Consider the following 21,652-nt stretch of genomic DNA (forward strand, 5'->3'; position numbering starts at 1 on the left):
ATGGACTATGTGACGCAGATCATTGACCTGCCGCCCTCGCGCTCGCGGCTGTTGCTGGACGGGGTATTGGGGCTGCGCAAACCGAAGCTGGAAGGCGAGCCGACGTTGCCGAAAGAACGCCTGGTGCGTTCGGCCGTCGAGCTGTCTGCCCAAGGGATCGCGGCTTACGGTCGGGCCTGTGGTTTCCGCCGTGAGCAAGGCGTGCCGCTGTCCTATCCCCATGTGCTGGCGTTCCCCTTGCACCTGATGTTGCTGACCCGCCCGAGTTTCCCGTACCCGGCCAGCGGCATGGTGCATTTGGCCAATCGCATCCGCCAGCATCGACGGCTGGAGGCGGGCCAGGCCTTGCGCCTGGAGGTGTATTGCGAACGCTGGGTCGCCCATCCCAAGGGCCAGGCCCTGAGCATCGCCACCCGTGCCTACAGCGCGGGCGCCCTGATATGGGAGAGCGACAGCCTGTACCTGCGCCGTGACGTAAACGCGCCGGTTGGCGAGCCGTGGGACGACGCGTTGCCCTTGCAGGAAGAAGGTTTGCTGCGCACTCAACGCTGGGTGCTGCCGGCGGATCTGGGGCGGCGTTTCGCCAGGGTCTCGGGGGATTTCAACCCCATTCATACCTCGGTGATCGGCGCCCGATTGTTCGGTTTTCGCCGGGCCATCGCCCACGGCATGTGGACCCTTGGCCGCGCCCTGGCCGCCCAGCAACCCCCCGGCGGACTGGACCAGGCCGAGGCCCATTGCGACTTCAAGCTGCCGATCTTCCTGCCCGGCCAGGTGGCGCTGTGGAACGTTCCGCCAACCGGCCCGCGCCGTGAGTTTGAAGTGCGTAATTTCGCCGGTGACAAACCCCATATGCGTGGGCTGTTTATCTGGAATGAGACCGATCGATGAGTGACTACAGTTTCAACCCGGCCCCGACGCGCCGCGTGGCGATTATCGGCGGCAACCGTATCCCGTTCGCCCGCTCCAACACCGTGTACGCCCATGACAGCAACCAGGATCTGCTGGTCGCCGCCCTGCAAGGCCTAGTGGACCGCTACAACCTTCACGGCCTGCGCCTGGGCGAGTTTGCCGCGGGTGCGGTGATCAAGCATTCCCGGGATTTCAACCTGGCCCGGGAAAGCCTGCTGTCTACCACACTGTCTCCCGAAACCCCGGCCTACGACCTGCAACAAGCCTGCGGCACCGGCCTGGAAGCGGCGTTGCTGGTGGCGAACAAGATCGCCCTTGGGCAGATCGAAGTGGGCGTTGCCGGTGGTTCCGACACCACCTCCGACGCGCCCATCGGCATCAACGAGTCCCTGCGCCGCACCTTGCTTTCAGCCAACCGCGCCAAGGGCACCGGCGCCAGGTTGAAGGCCTTGGTGGGGGTGCGCCCGTCGATGTTTTTCAAGCCGCTGCTGCCGCGCAATGGCGAGCCGCGCACCGGCTTGTCCATGGGTGAACACTGCGAGGAAATGGCCAAGCGCTGGCAGATCAAGCGCCTGGCCCAGGACGAGTTGACCCTCACCAGCCACCAGCGGCTGGATGCGGCGTACAAGCAGGGTTTCTTCGATGATTTGATCAGCCCGTATCGCGGCCTGGCCCGGGACAACAACCTGCGGGCCGACGCCAGCCTGGAGAAACTTGCCGGCTTGTCCCCGGCCTACGACCGCCAGAACGGCACGCTCACCGCCGGCAACTCCACGCCCCTGACTGACGGCGCGTCGGTGGTGCTGCTGGCCAGCGAGGAATGGGCCGCCGAACGCGGCTTGCCCGTATTGGCGTACCTGCGAACCGGTGAAACCGCTGCGGTGAATTTCGTCGACGGCACCGAAGGCCTGCTGATGGCGCCGGCCTACGCCGTGCCACGCATGCTCAAGCGCGAAGGCCTGACGTTCGCCGACTTCGATCTGTTCGAGATCCACGAAGCCTTCGCCGCTCAGGTGCTGTGCACCCTCAAGGCCTGGGAAGACCCGGATTACTGCCGCGACCGCCTGGGCCTCGACGCGCCGCTGGGCAGCATCGACCGCAGCAAGATGAACGTCAACGGCGGCTCCCTCGGCTGCGGCCACCCCTTCGCCGCCACCGGTGGCCGGCAACTCGCGGCACTGGCCAAGGCGATCCACCAGCGTGGCGGCGGCCGCGGCCTGATTTCGATCTGCGCGGCGGGTGGGTTGGGCATTACCGCTATCGTCGAAAAGTAGTTCCCACCATAAAAACAACAAGGAGACTGCCATGAACGCTGTAAGCCTGGAACAGACCGAACGCCTTTGGTTGAACGCTTACCTGCCCGGCGTACCGGCAGACATCGATGCGGGCATCGAGGACTACCCGTCGTTGCGCGAGGTGTTCCTGGAGCACCTGCACAAATTCCGCGACCGCGTGGCCTACGTCAGCATCGGCACCGAAATGACCTATGCCGACTGGGAGGTGCAGGGCATCGCCTTTGCTGCGTGGCTGCAAGCCCAGGGTGTGAAGAAGGGCGACCGGGTGGCGCTGATGATGCCCAACTGCTTGCAGTACCCGATCTGCCTGCTGGGCACGATCCTCGCGGGCGCGGTGGTGGTCAACGTCAACCCGCTGTACACCGCCCGGGAGCTGCAGCATTTGCTCAAGGACAGTGGCGCAGAGACCCTGGTGATCTTCGAAAACTTCGCCCACACCCTGGAGAAAGTGGTGGCCGCCAGTACCGTCAAACGTGTGGTGATCGCGGCCATCGGTGACCTGCTCGGCACGTTCAAGGGCGCGGCGATGAACTTTATCCTGCGTAGCGTGCAGAAGCAGGTGCCGCGTTTCAACCTGCCGGGGGCCGTGCGTTTCAACCAGGTGTTGAAACAGGGACGCGGGCAGACCCATCTCGCCGTGCCGATGAACCGCGAAGACCTGGCCTTCCTGCAATACACCGGCGGCACTACCGGCGATGCCAAGGGCGTCATGCTCAGCCACCGCAACATCATCGCCAACCTGTTGCAGGCCAAGGCGTGGGTCGGTGATCAGCTCGATCAGAACCAGCAGGAAACCAACGTCACCCTGCTGCCGCTGTACCACATCTTTTCCCTGACGGTGAACTGCCTGATGTTCATGTGCCTGGGCGGGCGCAACATCCTGATCGCCAACCCACGGGATGTGAAGCGGGTGCAGATGATCCTGCGCAAGGAGCGTTTCAACGGGATTGCCGGGGTGAATACGCTGTTCAACGGCCTGCTGGAAAACAAGGAATTCTGCGCCCGGGATTTTTCCGATTTGCGCATGGTGATCGCCGGCGGCATGGCCACCCATACCGCTGTGGCCAAGCGCTGGAAGGAAGTCACCGGCTTGCCGATTATCGAAGGCTACGGCCTCACTGAATGTTCGCCGGTGGTGAGCATCAGCCCCATCGACATCTCACGCATGCGCGAGATGGAATTCACCGGCAGTATCGGCGTGCCGTTGCCGTCGACCTGGGTGCGGTTCATTCGTGAGGACGGTGAGTTGGCGGAACTGGGCGAGCAGGGCGAACTGCAAGTACGCGGCCCGCAGGTGATGCAGGGTTACTGGAAACGCCCGGCGGAAACCGCCGAGGTGCTGGATGCCGAAGGGTGGCTGTCTACCGGGGACATCGGGGTGATGAATGAGCAGGGCTTCATCCGCCTGGTGGACCGCAAGAAAGACATGATCCTGGTGTCCGGGTTCAACGTGTACCCCAACGAGATCGAAGACGTGGTGGCGTTGCATCCGGGCGTGGCGGAAGTGGCGGCGATCGGGGTTGAGGATGGGGTGACCGGCGAGCGGGTCAAAATCATCGTGGTGCGCAAGGACCCAAGCTTGACCCAGGAGCAGATTCTGGCGCATTGCCGGGAATACCTGACGGGGTACAAGGTGCCGCGGTTCGTGGAGTTTCGTACGCAGGAATTGCCCAAGACGACGGTGGGCAAGGTGCTGCGCCGGGCACTGCGCTAAGTCTGAGTGAACGCGGTCAAAAATGTGGGAGCGGGCTTGCTCGCGAATGCGGTGGAACAGTCGACGGAGATGTTGACTAACAGACCGCATTCGCGAGCAAGCCCGCTCCCACATTTGATCTTTGGTGACTGAACGGTCGCAGTCAGTCGTCGAATCCCACCTGCTCATGAATCTCATCGACCTTCAATTCCAGCCGATACGCCACGGCAATAAACAACGCCTGGCACAGGCACAGCGTCGCACTCAGTGACCTGAACGCAAACGACGAGCCTTCATTCACCAGCAGCACCGTGCTCGCCCGCTTGGCCAGGGGCGACAGGTTGCTGTCGGTAATGATCAGGGTCTTGGCCTGATGGTGCTGGGCAATCCGCAGGCAGTGCTGGGTTTCCTTGCCGTACGGCGTAAAGCTGATGGCAATCACCAGGTCGTTGGCCCGCACACTGCGCATCTGCTCACGATAGCTGCCGCCCAACCCCGAGACCAGATGGATGCGCTTGTTGGTGTGCTGCAGGTTGTACACCAGGTAGTCCGCCACGGCGAACGAGCGGCGCACGCCCACCACGTAGATATTGTCGGCATTCACCACCAGGTCCACGGCCTTGTCGAAGGCTGCGTCATCCAGTTCCAGCCCCAGGCGCTCGATCCCGGAGAGGGTGGCATTCACGCACTCACGCGCCAGGTCGCCGCCGCTGGCTTTCTGCGACTTGTTGGCGATCATGCTGCGGATGCGTTGCTGGTAGTTCTGCACCGGCGTGGTCTTGTGGGTGTAGGCCTCGCGGAACAGCGCCTGCATTTCACTGAAACCACTGAACCCGAAACGCTGGGAAAACCGCACGATGGCCGACGGGTGCACTTCGCATTCACGGGCGATGTCGCTGATGCGGTCGACCATGATCCGGTCGCTCTGCTGGCTCATGTAGCTGGCGATGCGCTTGAGCTGGCGCGGCAGGCTCTCGTATTCATCGGTGATCAGCTGCAACAACCGCTCGGCGTTCAGCGGCGGGCTGGCGAGTGCGTCTTCCGGGGCGCTCTGGGACATAGGGAATCCTTCTGGCTTGTTCTTATAGGGCGCGTCGAGGCGCCCCTGACAATAAGTCGATGTGCGCAAGTCTACAGGGTAGGCGCAAAAAAATACCTCGGCATCCCGCCCCACGGTGCAGCTGAAACGATGCACTGCGGCTGGGACATACCGATGATGGCGTATTGGAAAATATATTCCACAAAAAATATTTATAGAATAAATATTGATTGGTGTCACCAGACGTTCTAGTCTGCTTGCACCAAGAGCGTATGCCGCCACCGCGACGGCACACGCAGGCTGATAAAAATAACAGGAGCCAGCATGGGCCAGACTCGTTTTGCCAGTGGGCGTCAATTGGATCTGATTTGCCTGGGACGCCTGGGCGTCGACCTTTACGCACAACAAGTGGGTGCACGGCTGGAGGATGTCTCGAGCTTCGCCAAGTACCTCGGCGGTTCCTCCGCCAACATCGCGTTCGGCACTGCGCGGCTGGGGCTCAAGTCGGCGATGTTGAGCCGGGTAGGGGACGACCACATGGGGCGTTTCCTGCTGGAGTCCCTGGCCCGCGAAGGCTGTGACGTCAGCGGCATCAAGGTCGACCCGGAACGCCTCACCGCCCTGGTGCTGCTGGGCCTCAAGGACCGCGAAACCTTCCCGCTGGTGTTCTACCGCGAGAACTGCGCCGACATGGCCCTGCGCGCCGAAGACATCAGTGAAGCGTTCATTGCTTCCAGCAAGGCGTTGCTGATCACCGGTACCCACTTCTCCACCGACGGCGTGTACAAGGCCAGCATCCAGGCCCTGGACTACGCCGAGAAGCACAACGTCAAACGCGTGCTCGACATCGACTACCGCCCGGTGCTCTGGGGCCTGGCCGGCAAGGCCGATGGCGAAACCCGGTTTGTGGCCGACCAGAATGTCAGCCAGCACGTGCAGAAAATCCTCCCGCGTTTTGACCTGATCGTCGGCACCGAAGAAGAATTCCTGATTGCCGGTGGCAGTGAAGATTTGCTCACGGCATTGCGCACGGTGCGTGGCCTGACCTCGGCCACCCTGGTGGTCAAGCTTGGCCCCCAGGGCTGCACGGTGATCCACGGCGATATCCCGGCCCGCCTTGAAGACGGCGCGATCTACCCCGGGGTACGGGTGGAAGTACTCAACGTGCTGGGCGCCGGCGATGCCTTCATGTCCGGCTTCCTCAGCGGCTGGCTTGAAGACGCCAGCGACGAGCGCTGCAGCCAGTTGGCGAATGCCTGCGGCGGCCTGGTGGTGTCGCGCCATGCCTGCGCGCCGGCCATGCCGACCCGCGCCGAACTCGATTACCTGTTCAACAGCCCGGTGCCGATTACCCGCCCGGACCAGGACGCGGTGCTGCAACGCCTGCACCAGGTCAGCGTGCCGCGTAAGGTCTGGAAGCAGCTGTTTGTATTTGCCTTCGACCACCGCTGGCAGTTGGTGGAACTGGCACAAAAGGGCGGCCAGGACCCGGCGCGCATCAGCGCCCTCAAGCAACTGTTTATCCAGGCCGTGGAACGGGTTGAAAGCAAACTGGCGGAGCAGGGCGTCGAGGCTGACGTCGGGATTCTGGCCGACCAACGCTTCGGCCAGGACGCGCTGAACGCCGCCAGCGGTCGCGGCTGGTGGATCGCCCGCCCGGTGGAAGTCCAGAACTCACGGCCGCTGGCCTTTGAACACGGGCGCTCGGTGGGCAGCAACCTGATTGCCTGGCCCCGGGAGCAGATCATCAAGTGCCTGGTGCAATTTCACCCCGATGACGAGCCATTGCTGCGCCTGGAACAGGAAGCGCAACTCAAGGCCCTGTATCAGGCGTCCCTGGTCAGCGGCCATGAGCTGCTGCTGGAAGTCGTGCCCCCCAAGGATCACCCGTCCACCTATCCCGACGTGCTCTATCGCAGTCTCAAGCGCCTGTACAACCTGGGCATCTACCCGGCGTGGTGGAAGATCGAGGCGCAGTCGGCCGCAGACTGGAAAAAGCTCGACGAGCTTATCCAGGAGCGCGATCCCTACTGCCGGGGCGTGGTGCTGCTGGGCCTGAACGCTTCCGCCGAATGCCTGGCCGATGGCTTCCAGCAAGCCAGCCAAAGCCAGACCTGCCGCGGGTTCGCCGTGGGTCGCACGATCTTCCAGGAACCGAGCCGAGCCTGGCTGGCGGGGGAGATTGACGATCAAGCCTTGATTGAGCAGGTGCAGTGCATCTTTGAGCAATTGATTAAGGCTTGGCGCAGTTCTCGAAGCTAAACACGCAATCAAATGTGGGAGCGGGCTTGCTCGCGAAAGCGGAGTGTCAGTCGACTGATACATCAACTGAACCACCGCCTTCTCGAGCAAGCCCGCTCCCACATAAAGCAGATCTCAGGCAACTCTGAAAAAACAATAATAGGTGCAGCCATGCCCGCTATCCGAATTGGCATCAACCCGATCTCCTGGAGCAACGACGACCTGCCGGCCCTGGGCGGTGAAACGCCGTTGAGCACGGCCCTCAGCGAAGGCAAGGACATCGGCTACGAAGGCTTTGAACTCAACGGCAAATTCCCCAAGGACGCCAAAGGTGTCGGCGATGTATTGCGCCCCTACGACCTGGCACTGGTCTCCGGCTGGTACTCCAGTCGCCTGGCCCGGCGCTCGGTAGCGGAAGAAATCGAAGCCATCGCCAGCCACGTCGAACTGCTGCGTGAAAACGGCGCCAACGTGTTGGTGTATGGAGAAGTCGCCGATTCGATCCAGGGTTCGCCGGTGCGCCTGATCGAACGCCCGCGTTTTCACAGCGAACAGGCCTGGCAGGAATACGCCGACAAACTCACCGAACTGGCGCGCTTCACCCTGTCCCAGGGCGTGCGCCTGGCCTACCACCACCATATGGGCGCCTACGTCGAATCCCCGGAAGACATCGACCAACTGATGCGCCGCACCGGCCCGGAAGTCGGCCTGCTGTTTGATTCGGGCCACTGCTACATGGGTGGCGGCGAGCCTATCGAGGTGCTGCGCAAACACATCGCCCGCATCTGCCACGTGCACTTCAAGGATGTGCGCAAGCCGGTGGTGCAACTGGCACGCAACCAGATGTGGAGCTTCCCGGATTGCATCGTCAACGGCACCTTCACCGTGCCCGGCGACGGCGATATCGACTTCGCCGCGCTGCTGGACGTGCTGCTGGCCGCCAATTACCAGGGTTGGCTGGTAGTGGAGGCCGAGCAGGATCCTGCCGTGGCGCCGAGCTACATCTATGCGAAGAAGGGTTACGACACCCTGCGCGCACTGTTGAGCGAGAGGACTGGACAATGAGCCTGTTGGTCAAAAGCAGCAAGCGCGGGCAAACCATGGTGGCGCTGGAAGAAGGGCGCCTGGAATACGTGGGCTTCGCCGCCTACCGCCTGAGCCTGGGTGAAACCTTGCCAGTCACCGCCGGCGACAAGGAACTGTGCCTGGTGCTGCTCAGCGGCCGGGTGACTATCCAGGGCGAAGGCTTCAACTGGGAAAACCTCGGTGATCGCCACTCGGTGTTCGAAGACAAGTCGCCCTTCGCCGCTTATTTGCCGCCAGACACCGACGCCCAGGTCACCGCGCTGAGCGACGTGCAAATTGCCGTCTGCGCCGCTCCCGGCTCAACCGACGCAGGTCTGGCACCCCGTCTGATTCGCCCCGAGCAATGCAAGCGCAGCGTACGTGGCAAGGGCGCCAACACCCGCTACGTGTGCGACATCCTGCCCGACAGCGAGCCTGCCCATTCGCTGCTGGTGGTGGAAGTGCGCACACCGTCCGGTCACTCGTCGAGCTACCCGCCCCACAAGCACGACACCGACGATCTGCCGCACCAGAGCTTTCTCGAAGAAACCTACTACCACCAGATCAACCCGCCCCAGGGCTTTGTGTTCCAGCGCGTCTACACCGACGACCGCAGCATCGACCAGGCCATGGCCGTGGAAAACAGCGACCTGGTGGTGGTGCCCAAGGGGTATCACCCCGTCAGCGTGCCGTATGGCTACGAGTCCTACTACCTGAACGTGATGGCCGGCCCCAAGCGCGCCTGGCATTTCCATAACGACCCGCAGCACAGCTGGCTGCTGGATCTTTAAGCACTTTCGACGGAGAACAATAATGAGCAACGCCCCGGTAATTGGCCATTACATCAACGGCCAGGTGCACGACAGCGCCAGTGAGCGTTTCAGCAATGTGTTCAACCCGGCCACCGGCGAAGTCCAGGCCCGCGTCGGGCTGGCCAGCCAGAAGACCGTCGATGAGGCCGTGGCGTCGGCGCTGAAAGCCTTCCCGGCGTGGTCCGAGCAATCATCCCTGCGCCGTTCGCGGGTGCTGTTCAAGTTCAAGGAATTGCTCGACCAGCACCACGATGAGCTGGCTGAAATCATCAGCCGCGAACACGGCAAAGTGTTCTCCGACGCCAAGGGCGAAGTCACCCGTGGTATCGAGATCGTCGAGTTCGCCTGCGGCGCGCCAAACCTGTTGAAAACCGATTTCAGCGACAACATCGGCGGCGGCATCGACAACTGGAACCTGCGTCAGCCACTGGGCGTGTGCGCCGGCATCACCCCGTTCAACTTCCCGGTGATGGTGCCGCTGTGGATGATCCCGCTGGCGCTGGCCACCGGTAACTGCTTCATCCTCAAGCCGTCGGAGCGCGACCCGTCCGCCAGTTTGCTGATGGCCCGCCTGCTGACCGAAGCCGGGCTGCCCGACGGTGTGTTCAACGTGGTGCAGGGTGACAAGAGCGCGGTAGACGGCCTGTTGCAGCACCCGGATATCGAGGCGATTTCGTTCGTCGGTTCCACCCCGATTGCCGAGTACATCCACCAGCAGGCCACCCAGCGCGGCAAGCGTGTGCAGGCATTGGGCGGGGCGAAGAACCATATGATCGTGATGCCCGACGCCGACCTGGATCAGGCGGCTGACGCCTTGATCGGCGCGGCTTATGGCTCGGCCGGCGAGCGCTGCATGGCGATCTCGATTGCCGTGGTGGTGGGCGATGTCGGCGACAGGCTGATCGAAAAACTGCTGCCGCGTATCGACCAGTTGAAGGTCGGCAACGGTATGCAAAAAGACAGCGAGATGGGCCCGCTGGTTACCGCCGAACACAAGGCCAAGGTCGAAGGGTTTATCGACCAGGGCGTGGCCCAGGGCGCGAAGCTGATCGTCGACGGTCGTGGCTTCAAGGTGCCGGGCGCGGAGGGTGGTTTCTTCGTCGGTGCGACCTTGTTCGATAACGTCACCACCGAAATGAGCATCTACCAGCAAGAGATTTTCGGGCCGGTGCTGGGCATCGTGCGGGTGGCGGATTTTGCCAGCGCCATGGCTTTGATCAACGCCCATGAGTTCGGCAACGGCGTGTCGTGCTTTACCAGCGACGGCGGCATTGCCCGTGCCTTTGCCCGCACCATCAAGGTCGGGATGGTCGGCATCAACGTGCCGATTCCGGTGCCGATGGCCTGGCATTCGTTCGGTGGCTGGAAGCGCTCGCTGTTCGGCGACCACCACGCCTATGGCGAAGAAGGCATTCGTTTCTACAGCCGCTACAAGAGCGTCATGCAACGCTGGCCCGACAGCATCGCCAAGGGCCCTGAATTCAGCATGCCAACTGCCAAGTAACGTTTTCGAGTGTGGAGCACAACAATAATGAAGTCGCCTCTACGTTTTGCCCTGAACCGCATGGTCGCCCCCAGCCTTTCCCTGGCGGATTTTATCCAGCTGGCGGTGACCCTGAAATGCGACGCCATCGAGATCCGCAACGACCTCAAGGGCGTCGAGATTGAAGACGGCACCCCTGCCAGCCGCGTGCGCGAATTGTGCGCGGTGCATGGCATCACGGTGCTGTCGATCAACGCGCTGTACCCCTTCGATGTGTGGAATGACGAACGCCGCGCCCAGGCCATCAAGCTGGCGGCCTATGCCCGCGAATGCGGCGCGCAGGCGTTGGTGATGTGCCCGTTGAACGACCGCGCCGACTCGCGCAACGAAGCCCAGCGCGCGGCCGGTTTGCGCACCGCCTTGAGTGAACTGGCGCCGATCCTGCGGGAATACGGGATTCTCGGTTTTGTCGAACCCCTGGGGTTTGAAGAATGCTCCCTGCGCCGCAAGCGCGTGGCAGTGGATGCGATCAAGGCCATCGGCGGGCTGGATGTGTTCCGCGTGGTGCATGACAACTTCCACCACCACCTGGCCAGTGAACATGAGTTCTTCCCCGAACTGACCGGGCTGGTGCATATCTCCGGTGTGGAAGATGCCGACGCACCGCTGAACTCGATCCGCGACGGCCACCGCGTGCTGGTGGGCGAGGCTGACATCCTCGGCAATGCCGCGCAGATCGACACGCTGCTCAGCACCGGCTACAGCGGCCACCTGTCATTCGAACCGTTCGCCGAAAGCGTGCACGGCCTGGCAGATATCAAGCAGGCGTTGGGGGCGAGTATCGCCCACCTGCAGAAACGATAAGGGGCACCTCATGACCACAACCCGATTGACCATGGCCCAGGCCCTGGTGAAGTTTCTGGATAACCAGTACATCGAAGTCGACGGTGTGCAGAGCAAATTTGTCGCGGGCATCTTCACGATTTTCGGCCACGGCAATGTGCTGGGCCTGGGCCAGGCCCTGGAGCAGGACAGCGGCGACCTGGTGGTGCATCAGGGCCGCAACGAACAAGGCATGGCCCACGCGGCGATTGGTTTTGCCAAGCAGCATTTGCGCCGCAAGATCTACGCGTGCTCCTCCTCGGTGGGGCCGGGTGCGGCGAATATGTTGACCGCCGCGGCGACCGCGACCGCCAACCGGATTCCGTTGCTGCTGTTGCCCGGTGATGTCTACGCCAGTCGCCAGCCCGATCCGGTACTGCAACAAATCGAACAGTTCCACGACTTGAGCATCAGCACCAACGACGCGTTTCGTGCGGTCAGCAAATACTGGGACCGCATCAACCGCCCGGAACAGCTGATGACGGCGGCGATCCACGCCATGCGCGTGCTCACCGACCCGGCGGAAACCGGCGCCGTGACCCTGGCCCTGCCGCAGGATGTACAGGGCGAAGCCTGGGATTACCCGGATTACTTCCTGCAAAAACGCGTGCACCGTATCGACCGTCGCCCGGCGACCGAGGCGATGCTGGGGGATGCCGTGGCGGCGTTCAAGGGCAAGCGCAAACCGCTGATCGTGTGTGGTGGCGGGGTCAAATACTCCGGGGCGAATGCCGCGCTGCAAGCCTTCGCCGAGCGCTTCGATATTCCGTTCGCGGAAACCCAGGCGGGCAAGAGTGCGGTGGTTTCAAGCCATCCGCTGAACCTCGGCGGCCTCGGTGAAACCGGCTGCCTGGCGGCAAACCTGCTGGCACCGGAAGCCGACCTGATCATTGGTATCGGCACGCGCTATACCGATTTCACCACCTCGTCGAAGTCACTGTTCAAGCATCCCGAGGTGCAGTTTCTCAACCTCAATATCAGCCCTTGCGATGCACTGAAACTCGATGGCGTGCAGCTGCTGGCGGATGCCAAGGTCGGCCTGGAAGCTCTGGCTGAAGCCCTGGGCGACTATCGTTCCAGCTGGGGCGATCAACCACGGGATGCCAAGGCGCAACTGGACGTCGAGGTCGACCGGATCTACCAGGCGGAATACCAGACTGAAAACTTCGTCCCTGAAATCAACGACCACATGGACCCGGCGGTGCTGTGTGAGTTTATCGAGCTGACCGGTTCATGCCTGACCCAAAGCCGCGTACTCGGTGAGCTCAACGAAGCCCTGGCCGACGACGCAATCATCGTCGCCGCTGCCGGCAGCCTGCCGGGTGACTTGCAGCGCAGCTGGCGCAGCAAGGGCGTCAACACCTACCACGTCGAATACGGTTATTCGTGCATGGGCTACGAGGTCAACGCCGCATTGGGCGTGAAGCTGGCCGAGCCCGAGCGCGAGGTGTACGCACTGGTGGGCGACGGCTCGTACATGATGCTGCACTCGGAGCTGGCCACCTCGATCCAGGAGCGGCGCAAGATCAACGTGGTGCTGCTGGACAACATGACCTTCGGCTGCATCAACAATTTGCAGATGGAACACGGCATGGACAGCTTCGGCACCGAGTTCCGCTTCCGCAACCCCGAGACCGGCAAGCTCGACGGCGGTTTTGTGCCGGTGGACTTCGCCATGAGTGCGGCGGCCTATGGTTGCAAGACCTACAAGGTCAACACCGTGGAGCAGTTGCAGGCGGCGCTGGCCGATGCGCGCACGCAAACCGTGTCGACGCTGATTGATGTCAAGGTCCTGCCGAAAACCATGATCCACAAATACCTGTCGTGGTGGCGCGTCGGTGTGGCGCAGGTGTCCACCAGCGCGCGCACCGATGCGGTGGCCAAACAACTCAATGAACGCCTGGCCAAGGCCCGGCAGTACTAATAACAAGAGGAGTGTTTTCATGTCTTTGAAGTTGGGTGTTATCGGTACTGGCGCCATCGGCCAGGATCACATTCGTCGCTGCAGCCAGACCTTGCTCAACAGCCAGGTGGTGGCCGTGACCGACATCAACCTTGAGCAGGCGGCCAAGGTCGTCGCTGACCTGAAACTCACCGCCGAGGTGTACCCGGACGGCCACGCGCTGATCAATTCGCCGCAGGTCGAGGCGATCCTGGTGACCTCATGGGGCCCGAGCCACGAAGAATTTGTGTTGGCGGCGATTGCGGCCGGCAAACCCGTGTTCTGCGAAAAACCCTTGGCGGTGACTGCCGAAGGCTGCCGCAAGATCGTCGAGGCCGAAGTGGCCCACGGCAAGCGCCTGGTGCAGGTGGGTTTCATGCGTCCGTATGACCAAGGCTATCGCGCCTTGAAAGCCGTGATCGACAGCGGCCAGATCGGCGAGCCGCTGATGCTGCACTGTGCCCACCGCAACCCGAGGGTGGGTGAGAACTACAAGACCGACATGGCGATCACCGACACCCTGATCCACGAGCTGGATGTGTTGCGCTGGTTGCTGGCCGATGACTACGTGTCGGTGCAGGTGGTGTTCCCGCGTAAATCGAGCAAGGCGCTGGCCCATCTGCGTGACCCGCAGATCGTGCTGCTGGAAACCGCCAAGGGCACGCGCATCGATGTGGAAGTGTTTGTGAACTGCCAGTACGGCTACGACATCCAGTGCGAAGTGGTGGGGGAGACCGGTATTGCGAAATTGCCGGAGCCGTCCCAGGTGCAGATGCGCAGCGGGGCCAAGTTGTCGAACGCGATCCTGATGGATTGGAAAGACCGGTTCATCGCGGCGTATGACGTTGAGCTGCAGGCGTTTATCGACGGTGTAAGGGCAGGGCAAGTGGGGGGGCCGTCGGCGTGGGATGGTTTTGCAGCGGCGGTGGCGGCGGATGCGTGTATTGAGGCGCAGAACAGTGGGCAGATTGTGAAAGTGGGCCTGCCACCGCGTCCGCATTTCTACGGCTAATCACAACCCTCACTGATGTAACGCAGTCAGTGTGGGAGCGGGCTTGCTCGCGAATGCGGCCTTTCAGTCAACATTTGCATCGACTGACCCACCGCATTCGCGAGCAAGCCCGCTCCCACATTTGACCGAGTTCCTACCTCAGATTCGGGAGATCTCAAGCATGCGCATCGCATTAGACCCCTACATGTACCGCCACCTGCCCCTCGGCCAAATGGTCGACAAGGCCGCCGAACTCGGCTACCAGCACATCGAACTCTCGCCCCGGGAAGACTTCCTGCCGTTCTACAAGGCCCCCCGGGTCGACCGCGCGCGCATCAAGGAATTTCGCAAGGCCCTGAGCGACGCCGGCGTGCAACTCTCATCCCTGCTGCCCATGTACCACTGGGCCGCCGCCGACGAAGGCCTGCGGGTTGCCGCCGTGCGCAACTGGAAGCGTGCGATCCAGATCGCCGTGGAAATGGACTGCGAGCTGGTCAACACCGAATTCACCGGCCAGTCCGACAACCCGTTGGTGTGCGAAAACCAGTTCATGCGCTCCATGGACGAGCTGATGCCGGAGTTCGAGCGCGAAGGCATCAAGCTGGATATCCAGGCGCATCCGTACGACTTCTGCGAGCGCAACAACGAGTCGGTGGACATCATTCGCGGCCTCGACCGCGACTGGATCAACTACCTCTACGCCGCGCCGCACACCTTCTTCTATGACGACGGCAAGGGCGATATCGCCTCGATGCTCAAGTACGCAGGCTCCAAGCTCAGCCACTTGATCATTGCCGACACTTACAACCACCGCGCTTCGTCCAACCTGCGCTACATCGTCAACCCGCCGGGCGTCACCGCCACCGTGCACCAGCACCTGGACATCGGCCAGGGCGAGGTGAACTGGGAGGCGTTTTTCGGCACTCTGCGGGAAATCAAGTTCGACGGCATTGCCACGGTGTCGGTGTTTGCCTGGGAAGACCGGCCGGATGAGTCCAACCGGATGATGCTGGAGCGGGTGACCCGCGAGTTGTGCTGTTAGACCGTTGTGGCTTGCCCTGTGGCGAGGGAGCTTGCTCCCGCTGGGGTGCGAAGCGCCCCGAAAAGCTTGCGACTGCTACGCAGTCGAGCGGGAGCAAGCTCCCTCGCCACAATTAACCAAGGAGTATTTGTATGCGAATCGGACTGGTTGGATACGGCAAAGGCGGCCGTGTATTTCATGCACCCCTGATAGCCAGCCTGCCGGGGGCGACCTTTGTCGGCGTGGTGACACGGTCACCCGAACGTCGCCAGCAACTGGCGACGGATCACCCCGGAGTGAAGGCCTTCGACAGTATCGGGCAGATCACCGAGGCCGGTGTCGACGTGCTGGTGATCTCCACCACCCTCAAGGGCCGTCCGGCCCTGGTGCTGGAGGCCATCGAACACGGTGTGGCGGTGGTCAGCGACAAACCCTTTGCCAGCAATGCCGAGCAGGCCCAGGCCTTGATCACCGCCGCCGAGCGCCAGGGCGTGCTGCTCAGCGTCTACCAGAACCGGCGCTGGGATTCGGACTTCCTGACCCTGCGCAAGCTGATCGACGCCGGAGCCCTGGGCTCCGTCACCCGCTTTGAATCCCGGGTGGAGCGCTACAACCCGGGCTCGGTGGGCAATGCCAGCGGCGGCGGCTTCCTGCGGGACTTGGGCAGCCACTTGGTGGACCAGGCCATGCAACTGTTCGGCCCGGTGGACCGGGTGTTCGCGCAGTTGCACTACACCGCCGATGAGCGGAGCGTGGACCACGGCTTCTTTGTATCGCTGACCCACGCCAACGGGGTGATTTCACACCTGTGGGGCAGCGCCCTGCAAAACAGCCAGGCCCCGCGGTTTCGGGTGAATGGCACGGCCGGTTGCTACAGCGTCGAAGGGCTGGACGGCCAGGAAGAGGCGTTGCTGGCCGGCAAGACCCCGAAAACCGAAGGCGAGCACTGGGGCGCTGAAGAACATCGACGCTGGGGCTGGTTCGAGCAGGGGCCGGATCGTGAGCGGGTGCCGTCGGAAAAGGGCCGTTGGAATCAGTTCTACAGTCAGCTGCAAAGCGCGGTGGAAGGCCACGGCGAGTTGCCGGTGAACGTCCTGGATGCGCTGGCAACCACCCGCGTACTGGACGCCGCGCGCCTGAGTTCAGAGCGCCAGCAGGTAGTGGAAATGGCGGCTATGGAGCCTCATGGATGAAAAATAGAATAAAATTCTAAAACAGGTTGATATGGAAATTATTTTCCAATAAAGTCATTCCAGGTTGCATAAAGTACGTTCGGACTCGATTCGGGCGACTCGACAAAAACAAGATCAAAACAACCAGGTACCGTCAGATGAAAATCTTCAACGCTGTACTGCGAGTTTTACGTCCTGCCCTCCAGCCACGCGGTCTGCCCCGCGCCCGGCCGTTTTACTTTTCCCTCCTGAATGTCCTGTGCGTCGAAAGCAAGGGTTCCCTGGTGTGCTGCATTCCGGGGGCGCCGATCGTTCGACTGCCGACCGCTTCGCTCTGAAAAACGCAACGTCCACAAAACCAACAAGAAATTGGAGACAGACCGTTCATGAAGACCCCGATCCGTTTTACCGCGCTGGCCCTGTCCATGATGCTCGCCAGTGGTTTCGCCACGGCGGCCGATATCAAGGTGGGCGTGAGCATGTCGGCGTTCGATGACACCTTCCTGACTTACCTGCGCGAGGACATGGACAAGCAAGCCAAGTCCTACCCCAAGGGTGACGGCGTGCAGCTGCAGTTCGAAGACGCCCGCGCCGATGTGGTCAAGCAACTGAGCCAGGTCGAGAACTTTATCAGCCAGAAAGTCGACGCCATCATCGTCAACCCGGTCGACACGGCGTCTACCGCCAATATCAGTAAAGCGGCCCTCGCAGCGGGCATTCCGCTGGTGTACGTCAACCGTCGTCCCGACCAGACGGATCTGCCCAAAGGCATCGTGGCCGTGACCTCCAATGACGTCGAGGCGGGTCGCCTGCAAATGCAGTACATCGCCGAAAAGCTCGGCGGCAAGGGCAAGATCGTGATCCTGCTGGGTGACCTGGCGAACAACTCCACCACCAACCGCACCAAGGGGGTGAAGGAAGTCCTGGCCAAATACCCAGGCATCACCATCGAGCAGGAACAGACCGGCATCTGGCTGCGTGACAAGGGCATGACCCTGGTCAACGACTGGCTGACCCAAGGCCGTGAATTCAACGCGGTGCTGGCCAACAACGACGAGATGGCCATCGGTGCGTCCATGGCGTTGAAGTCGGCGGGCACCAAGCCGGGCACCGTGTTGATCGCCGGGGTGGATGGCACACCGGACGGTTTGAACGCGATTACCAAGGGCGACATGGCCGCGTCGGCGTTCCAGGACGCCAATGGCCAGGCCGTGGGTTCGGTGGAAGCGGCGCGCAAGATGGCCAGGCACGAGCCGGTCGAGCAGAACGTGGTGATCCCGTTCAAGCTGATCACCCCGGACAACGTCAAAGACTTCAAGTAGCCCTTAATAACAACAATAAACCGGCAGGGCAGCCACGGCGGCCCTGCTGACGGAGTACCCGATATGTTTGCTCAAGCGACTGCTTCCCAGCCTCCCGGTATCCAGCCCTTGGTACTGGAAGAACCCTATCTGCTGGAGATCTCCAACATCAGCAAAGGCTTTCCCGGCGTCGTGGCCCTGGCCGATGTGCAGCTGCGGGTGCGCCCCGGCTCGGTGCTGGCGCTGATGGGCGAGAACGGCGCGGGCAAGTCGACACTGATGAAGATCATCGCCGGCATCTATCAGCCCGACGCCGGTGAAATCCGCTTGCGTGGCAAGCCGATCAAATTCGAAACACCGCTGGCGGCGCAGAAGGCCGGGATCGCGATGATCCACCAGGAACTCAACCTGATGCCGCACATGAGCATCGCCGAGAACATCTGGATCGGTCGCGAACAGCTCAACGGCCTGCACATGGTCAACCACCGGGAAATGCACCGCTGCACCGCGCAATTGCTGGAGCGGCTGCGGATCAATCTCGACCCGGAGGAACACGTCGGTAACCTGAGCATTGCCGAGCGGCAGATGGTCGAGATTGCCAAGGCGGTGTCCTATGACTCCGACATCCTGATCATGGATGAACCGACCTCCGCCATTACCGACAAGGAAGTGGCCCACCTGTTTTCGATCATTGCCGACCTCAAGTCCCAGGGCAAAGGCATCATCTACATCACCCATAAAATGAACGAAGTATTCGCCATCGCCGATGAAGTGGCGGTGTTCCGCGATGGCGCCTATATCGGCCTGCAGCGGGCCGACAGCATGGACAGCGACAGCCTGATCTCGATGATGGTGGGGCGTGAGCTGAGCCAGCTGTTCCCGGTGCGCGACAAGCCCATCGGAAATCTGCTGCTGTCGGTGCGCGACCTGCGGCTGGATGGGGTATTCCAGGGCGTGTCGTTCGACCTGCATGCCGGGGAAATTCTCGGTATCGCCGGGCTGATGGGCTCCGGGCGGACCAATGTGGCCGAAACCATTTTCGGCATCACCCCAAGCTCCGGCGGCGAGATCCAGTTGGACGGCAAGACCGTGCGCATCACCGACCCGCACATGGCCATCGAGAAGGGCTTCGCGCTGCTGACCGAAGACCGCAAGCTCAGCGGCCTATTCCCCTGCCTGTCGGTGCTGGAAAACATGGAGATGGCTGTGCTGCCGCATTACTCCGGCAACGGCTTTATCCAGCAAAAAGCCCTGCGTGCCTTGTGTGAAGACATGTGCACCAAGCTGCGGGTGAAAACCCCGTCGCTGGAGCAATGCATCGACACCTTGTCCGGTGGCAACCAGCAAAAAGCCCTGTTGGCCCGCTGGCTGATGACCAACCCACGGCTGCTGATCCTCGACGAACCCACTCGCGGTATCGACGTGGGCGCCAAGGCCGAGATCTACCGGCTGATTTCCTACCTGGCCAGCGAAGGCATGGCGGTGATCATGATTTCCTCGGAGCTGCCCGAGGTGCTGGGCATGAGCGACCGGGTGATGGTGATGCACGAAGGCGACCTGATGGGCACCCTGGACCGCGCGGATGCGACCCAGGAAAAAGTCATGCAACTGGCTTCCGGTATGACGGCGGTCCACTAACGAACAGACGGCGCCGGCCCGTTGTGGCCGGCGCAACGCGATAAAAAAGGTGAGTGGTTATGAACGCGATACTGGAAAGCAAACCCGAGGAAAAGAAGCCCGCTGCGGCGCCGGTCAAGCACCGTCGACGCATGCCCACCGAGCTGAGCATCCTGCTGGTGCTGATTGGCATCGGCCTGGTGTTTGAGTTGTTCGGCTGGATCGTGCGCGACCAGAGCTTCCTGATGAACTCCCAGCGCCTTGTATTGATGATCCTGCAGGTGTCGATCATCGGCCTGCTGGCGATTGGCGTGACCCAGGTGATCATCACTACCGGTATCGATTTGTCCTCGGGCTCGGTGCTGGCTTTGTCGGCGATGATCGCCGCCAGCCTGGCGCAGACTTCCGACTTTTCCCGTGCGGTGTTTCCGTCATTGACTGACCTGCCGGTGTGGATACCGGTGGCGATGGGCCTGGGCGTGGGGCTGCTGGCGGGGGCGATCAACGGCAGTATCATTGCGGTCACCGGGATTCCACCGTTTATTGCGACCCTCGGCATGATGGTCTCGGCCCGTGGCCTGGCGCGTTACTACACCGAAGGCCAGCCGGTGAGCATGCTCTCGGACTCCTACACGGCCATCGGCCACGGCGCGATGCCGGTGGTGATCTTCCTGGTGGTGGCGGTGATCTTCCATATCGCCCTGCGCTACACCAAGTACGGCAAGTACACCTACGCCATCGGCGGCAACATGCAGGCGGCGCGCACCTCGGGCATCAACGTCAAGCGCCACCTGATCATCGTCTACAGCATCGCCGGCCTGCTGGCAGGCCTGGCCGGTGTAGTGGCGTCGGCACGGGCAGCCACCGGGCAGGCTGGCATGGGCATGTCCTATGAGCTGGACGCGATTGCCGCCGCGGTGATCGGCGGCACCAGCCTGGCGGGCGGGGTAGGGCGCATCACCGGCACCGTGATCGGCGCGTTGATTCTCGGCGTGATGGCCAGCGGGTTTACCTTCGTCGGCGTGGATGCGTACATCCAAGACATCATCAAGGGCCTGATCATCGTGGTGGCGGTGGTGATCGACCAATATCGCAACAAGCGCAAACTCAAGCGCTGACACGGTCCTCAAGGCCGCATCGGTCAAAATGTGGGAGCGGGCTTGCTCGCGAAGACGGTGTATCAGTTAAACATTCAGTGACTGACACACTGCCTTCGCGAGCAAGCCCGCTCCCACATTTAACCGTTTGTCTTCTATATAGCTCCACAACACTGAATTTCTTGCTATAAACGCACTCCGATGACCATTCGCCGAGCCCGTCCTGGTGCCTTTGCGGGTTATCTTGGAAAAAATGCCTGTCATTTCAGTTGCTGAGCCCTCAAGTCGGCCTTAGACTGCCGCCCCTCGTAAATTGAGTGCCGGGTGGCGCTTGAAATGGACGGCGCCTTTCCGAGACCTGCAGAGGTCGGCCGGAACGCTCCCTTATTCGCCTTAATGCACGTATTTTTTATAGAGAAATCAATGACAAAGGAAAAGTTGCTGGCCATGCCGGCGGATGACTACATGAATGCCGAGCAGCACGCTTTTTTCGAGAAGTTGTTGCAGGACATGAAAGTGGAACACCACGAGCGCATCGAGCAAAACCGCATCGCCATTGAAAGCCTGGACACCCCGGCAGACCCGGCCGACGCTGCTTCTGTCGAAGAAGAGCGCACCTGGCTGGTGAACGCCATCGACCGCGACCAGCGCATGCTGCCGCAACTTGAGCAGGCCCTGGGCCGTATCAAGGAAGACTCCTTCGGCTGGTGCGATGACAGCGGCGAGCCTATCGGCCTCAAGCGCCTGCTGATCAGCCCGACCACCAAGTACTGCATCGAAGCGCAAGAACGCCACGAGCAAATCGACAAGCACCAGCGTCAAGCCTGATGCGGTGAACTGCTGGAGCCGGGTTACCCGGTTCCCAGCAGAAAACAGCCGTTTCCCCCCGTTTATTGATCTGCTGCAAGCCCCCCACTAAAGGCCCATGGATAATGGCCACATAGTGGCGTCTAATGCAGTCACAATAACGACAAGCAGCGGGGTAACGAACATGGCTGGAGACGGATCTCTCATGGGCGCAGCAGTGTCACCACCCGTGGTGGCGCGACAGTTGCCCGGCTGGTTGACGCCGCTCTTGCAAAGTACCGC

The 21,652-nt window shown here is 61.8% G+C and carries 17 protein-coding genes; 16 read left to right on the forward strand and 1 reads right to left on the reverse strand.

Annotated features, from left to right (window positions below; genetic code table 11):
- The 3 genes from HX869_RS03465 to HX869_RS03475 are packed head-to-tail and all read left to right on the forward strand — an operon-like array spanning nt 1 to nt 3,921.
- On the forward strand, nt 1–891 hold the full coding sequence (locus HX869_RS03465; protein WP_178902738.1) for a MaoC/PaaZ C-terminal domain-containing protein: 891 nt from the start codon (nt 1–3) through the stop codon (nt 889–891).
- A complete protein-coding gene (locus tag HX869_RS03470; protein ID WP_177123338.1) occupies nt 888–2,186 on the forward strand; it encodes an acetyl-CoA C-acetyltransferase in 1,299 nt (432 codons plus the stop codon). Before HX869_RS03465 ends, HX869_RS03470 begins: the two co-directional genes overlap by 4 nt.
- A gap of 31 nt (nt 2,187–2,217) precedes the next feature.
- Nucleotides 2,218–3,921, forward strand: a complete 1,704-nt coding sequence (locus HX869_RS03475; protein WP_008437152.1) for an AMP-binding protein — start codon at nt 2,218–2,220, stop codon at nt 3,919–3,921.
- Between the two features lie 142 nt (nt 3,922–4,063).
- Here the strand turns inward: HX869_RS03475 and HX869_RS03480 are convergent, their stop codons facing one another.
- The gene (locus tag HX869_RS03480; RefSeq protein ID WP_003214679.1) at nt 4,064–4,960 is read right to left on the reverse strand and encodes a MurR/RpiR family transcriptional regulator; all 897 of its coding nucleotides are present in this window, start codon (nt 4,958–4,960) and stop codon (nt 4,064–4,066) included.
- Nucleotides 4,961–5,263: 303 nt separating this feature from the next.
- Between HX869_RS03480 and iolC the strand changes: the two genes are divergently transcribed.
- From iolC to HX869_RS03545, 13 genes are all read left to right on the forward strand, one after another.
- Nucleotides 5,264–7,201, forward strand: coding sequence for a 5-dehydro-2-deoxygluconokinase (gene iolC, locus HX869_RS03485; RefSeq protein ID WP_102605499.1), 1,938 nt, complete (start codon nt 5,264–5,266; stop codon nt 7,199–7,201).
- A 150-nt stretch (nt 7,202–7,351) separates the two neighbouring features.
- A complete protein-coding gene (gene iolE, locus HX869_RS03490) occupies nt 7,352–8,245 on the forward strand; it encodes a myo-inosose-2 dehydratase (RefSeq protein WP_003214685.1) in 894 nt (297 codons plus the stop codon).
- On the forward strand, nt 8,242–9,036 hold the full coding sequence (gene iolB, locus HX869_RS03495; RefSeq protein WP_178902739.1) for a 5-deoxy-glucuronate isomerase: 795 nt from the start codon (nt 8,242–8,244) through the stop codon (nt 9,034–9,036). The genes iolE and iolB overlap by 4 nt, the downstream gene beginning before the upstream one ends.
- Before the next feature lie 22 nt (nt 9,037–9,058).
- Nucleotides 9,059–10,561 (forward strand): CoA-acylating methylmalonate-semialdehyde dehydrogenase, encoded by a 1,503-nt coding sequence (locus HX869_RS03500; RefSeq protein ID WP_178902740.1) that lies wholly within the window; start codon nt 9,059–9,061, stop codon nt 10,559–10,561.
- A gap of 27 nt (nt 10,562–10,588) precedes the next feature.
- Complete coding sequence (locus HX869_RS03505; protein ID WP_178902741.1) at nt 10,589–11,404, forward strand: TIM barrel protein; 816 nt, start codon at nt 10,589–10,591, stop codon at nt 11,402–11,404.
- 10 nt (nt 11,405–11,414) lie between these two features.
- The gene (gene iolD / locus HX869_RS03510) at nt 11,415–13,346 is read left to right on the forward strand and encodes a 3D-(3,5/4)-trihydroxycyclohexane-1,2-dione acylhydrolase (decyclizing) (RefSeq protein ID WP_178902742.1); all 1,932 of its coding nucleotides are present in this window, start codon (nt 11,415–11,417) and stop codon (nt 13,344–13,346) included.
- Between the two features lie 19 nt (nt 13,347–13,365).
- Complete coding sequence (locus HX869_RS03515) at nt 13,366–14,376, forward strand: Gfo/Idh/MocA family protein (RefSeq protein WP_008437157.1); 1,011 nt, start codon at nt 13,366–13,368, stop codon at nt 14,374–14,376.
- 160 nt (nt 14,377–14,536) lie between these two features.
- On the forward strand, nt 14,537–15,397 hold the full coding sequence (locus HX869_RS03520; protein ID WP_003214697.1) for a sugar phosphate isomerase/epimerase family protein: 861 nt from the start codon (nt 14,537–14,539) through the stop codon (nt 15,395–15,397).
- A 131-nt stretch (nt 15,398–15,528) separates the two neighbouring features.
- Nucleotides 15,529–16,569, forward strand: coding sequence for a Gfo/Idh/MocA family oxidoreductase (locus HX869_RS03525; protein ID WP_178902743.1), 1,041 nt, complete (start codon nt 15,529–15,531; stop codon nt 16,567–16,569).
- A 365-nt stretch (nt 16,570–16,934) separates the two neighbouring features.
- A complete protein-coding gene (locus HX869_RS03530) occupies nt 16,935–17,870 on the forward strand; it encodes a sugar ABC transporter substrate-binding protein (RefSeq protein ID WP_003214701.1) in 936 nt (311 codons plus the stop codon).
- A gap of 63 nt (nt 17,871–17,933) precedes the next feature.
- On the forward strand, nt 17,934–19,487 hold the full coding sequence (locus HX869_RS03535) for a sugar ABC transporter ATP-binding protein (RefSeq protein WP_087694121.1): 1,554 nt from the start codon (nt 17,934–17,936) through the stop codon (nt 19,485–19,487).
- A gap of 59 nt (nt 19,488–19,546) precedes the next feature.
- Entirely contained in the window at nt 19,547–20,584 is a 1,038-nt protein-coding gene (locus HX869_RS03540) for an ABC transporter permease (protein WP_003214704.1), read from the forward strand.
- A gap of 402 nt (nt 20,585–20,986) precedes the next feature.
- Nucleotides 20,987–21,391, forward strand: coding sequence for a TraR/DksA C4-type zinc finger protein (locus HX869_RS03545; protein WP_003214706.1), 405 nt, complete (start codon nt 20,987–20,989; stop codon nt 21,389–21,391).
- The last annotated feature ends 261 nt before the right edge of the window (nt 21,392–21,652 follow it).

The organism is Pseudomonas sp. P7779 (genome assembly GCF_013386315.1).
Classification (GTDB): Bacteria; Pseudomonadota; Gammaproteobacteria; order Pseudomonadales; family Pseudomonadaceae; genus Aquipseudomonas.

Bases quoted from the DNA above. Each gene is read 5' to 3' on its own strand.
- HX869_RS03465 (WP_178902738.1), top strand. From the start codon at position 1: ATGGACTATGTGACGCAGATCATTGACCTGCCGCCCTCGCGCTCGCGG.
- HX869_RS03480 (WP_003214679.1), bottom strand. From the start codon at position 4,960: ATGTCCCAGAGCGCCCCGGAAGACGCACTCGCCAGCCCGCCGCTGAAC.
- HX869_RS03520 (WP_003214697.1), top strand. From the start codon at position 14,537: ATGCGCATCGCATTAGACCCCTACATGTACCGCCACCTGCCCCTCGGC.
- HX869_RS03470 (WP_177123338.1), top strand. From the start codon at position 888: ATGAGTGACTACAGTTTCAACCCGGCCCCGACGCGCCGCGTGGCGATT.
- HX869_RS03500 (WP_178902740.1), top strand. From the start codon at position 9,059: ATGAGCAACGCCCCGGTAATTGGCCATTACATCAACGGCCAGGTGCAC.
- HX869_RS03505 (WP_178902741.1), top strand. From the start codon at position 10,589: ATGAAGTCGCCTCTACGTTTTGCCCTGAACCGCATGGTCGCCCCCAGC.
- HX869_RS03515 (WP_008437157.1), top strand. From the start codon at position 13,366: ATGTCTTTGAAGTTGGGTGTTATCGGTACTGGCGCCATCGGCCAGGAT.
- HX869_RS03525 (WP_178902743.1), top strand. From the start codon at position 15,529: ATGCGAATCGGACTGGTTGGATACGGCAAAGGCGGCCGTGTATTTCAT.
- iolE (WP_003214685.1), top strand. From the start codon at position 7,352: ATGCCCGCTATCCGAATTGGCATCAACCCGATCTCCTGGAGCAACGAC.
- iolC (WP_102605499.1), top strand. From the start codon at position 5,264: ATGGGCCAGACTCGTTTTGCCAGTGGGCGTCAATTGGATCTGATTTGC.
- HX869_RS03535 (WP_087694121.1), top strand. From the start codon at position 17,934: ATGTTTGCTCAAGCGACTGCTTCCCAGCCTCCCGGTATCCAGCCCTTG.
- iolB (WP_178902739.1), top strand. From the start codon at position 8,242: ATGAGCCTGTTGGTCAAAAGCAGCAAGCGCGGGCAAACCATGGTGGCG.
- HX869_RS03545 (WP_003214706.1), top strand. From the start codon at position 20,987: ATGACAAAGGAAAAGTTGCTGGCCATGCCGGCGGATGACTACATGAAT.
- HX869_RS03540 (WP_003214704.1), top strand. From the start codon at position 19,547: ATGAACGCGATACTGGAAAGCAAACCCGAGGAAAAGAAGCCCGCTGCG.
- iolD (WP_178902742.1), top strand. From the start codon at position 11,415: ATGACCACAACCCGATTGACCATGGCCCAGGCCCTGGTGAAGTTTCTG.
- HX869_RS03530 (WP_003214701.1), top strand. From the start codon at position 16,935: ATGAAGACCCCGATCCGTTTTACCGCGCTGGCCCTGTCCATGATGCTC.
- HX869_RS03475 (WP_008437152.1), top strand. From the start codon at position 2,218: ATGAACGCTGTAAGCCTGGAACAGACCGAACGCCTTTGGTTGAACGCT.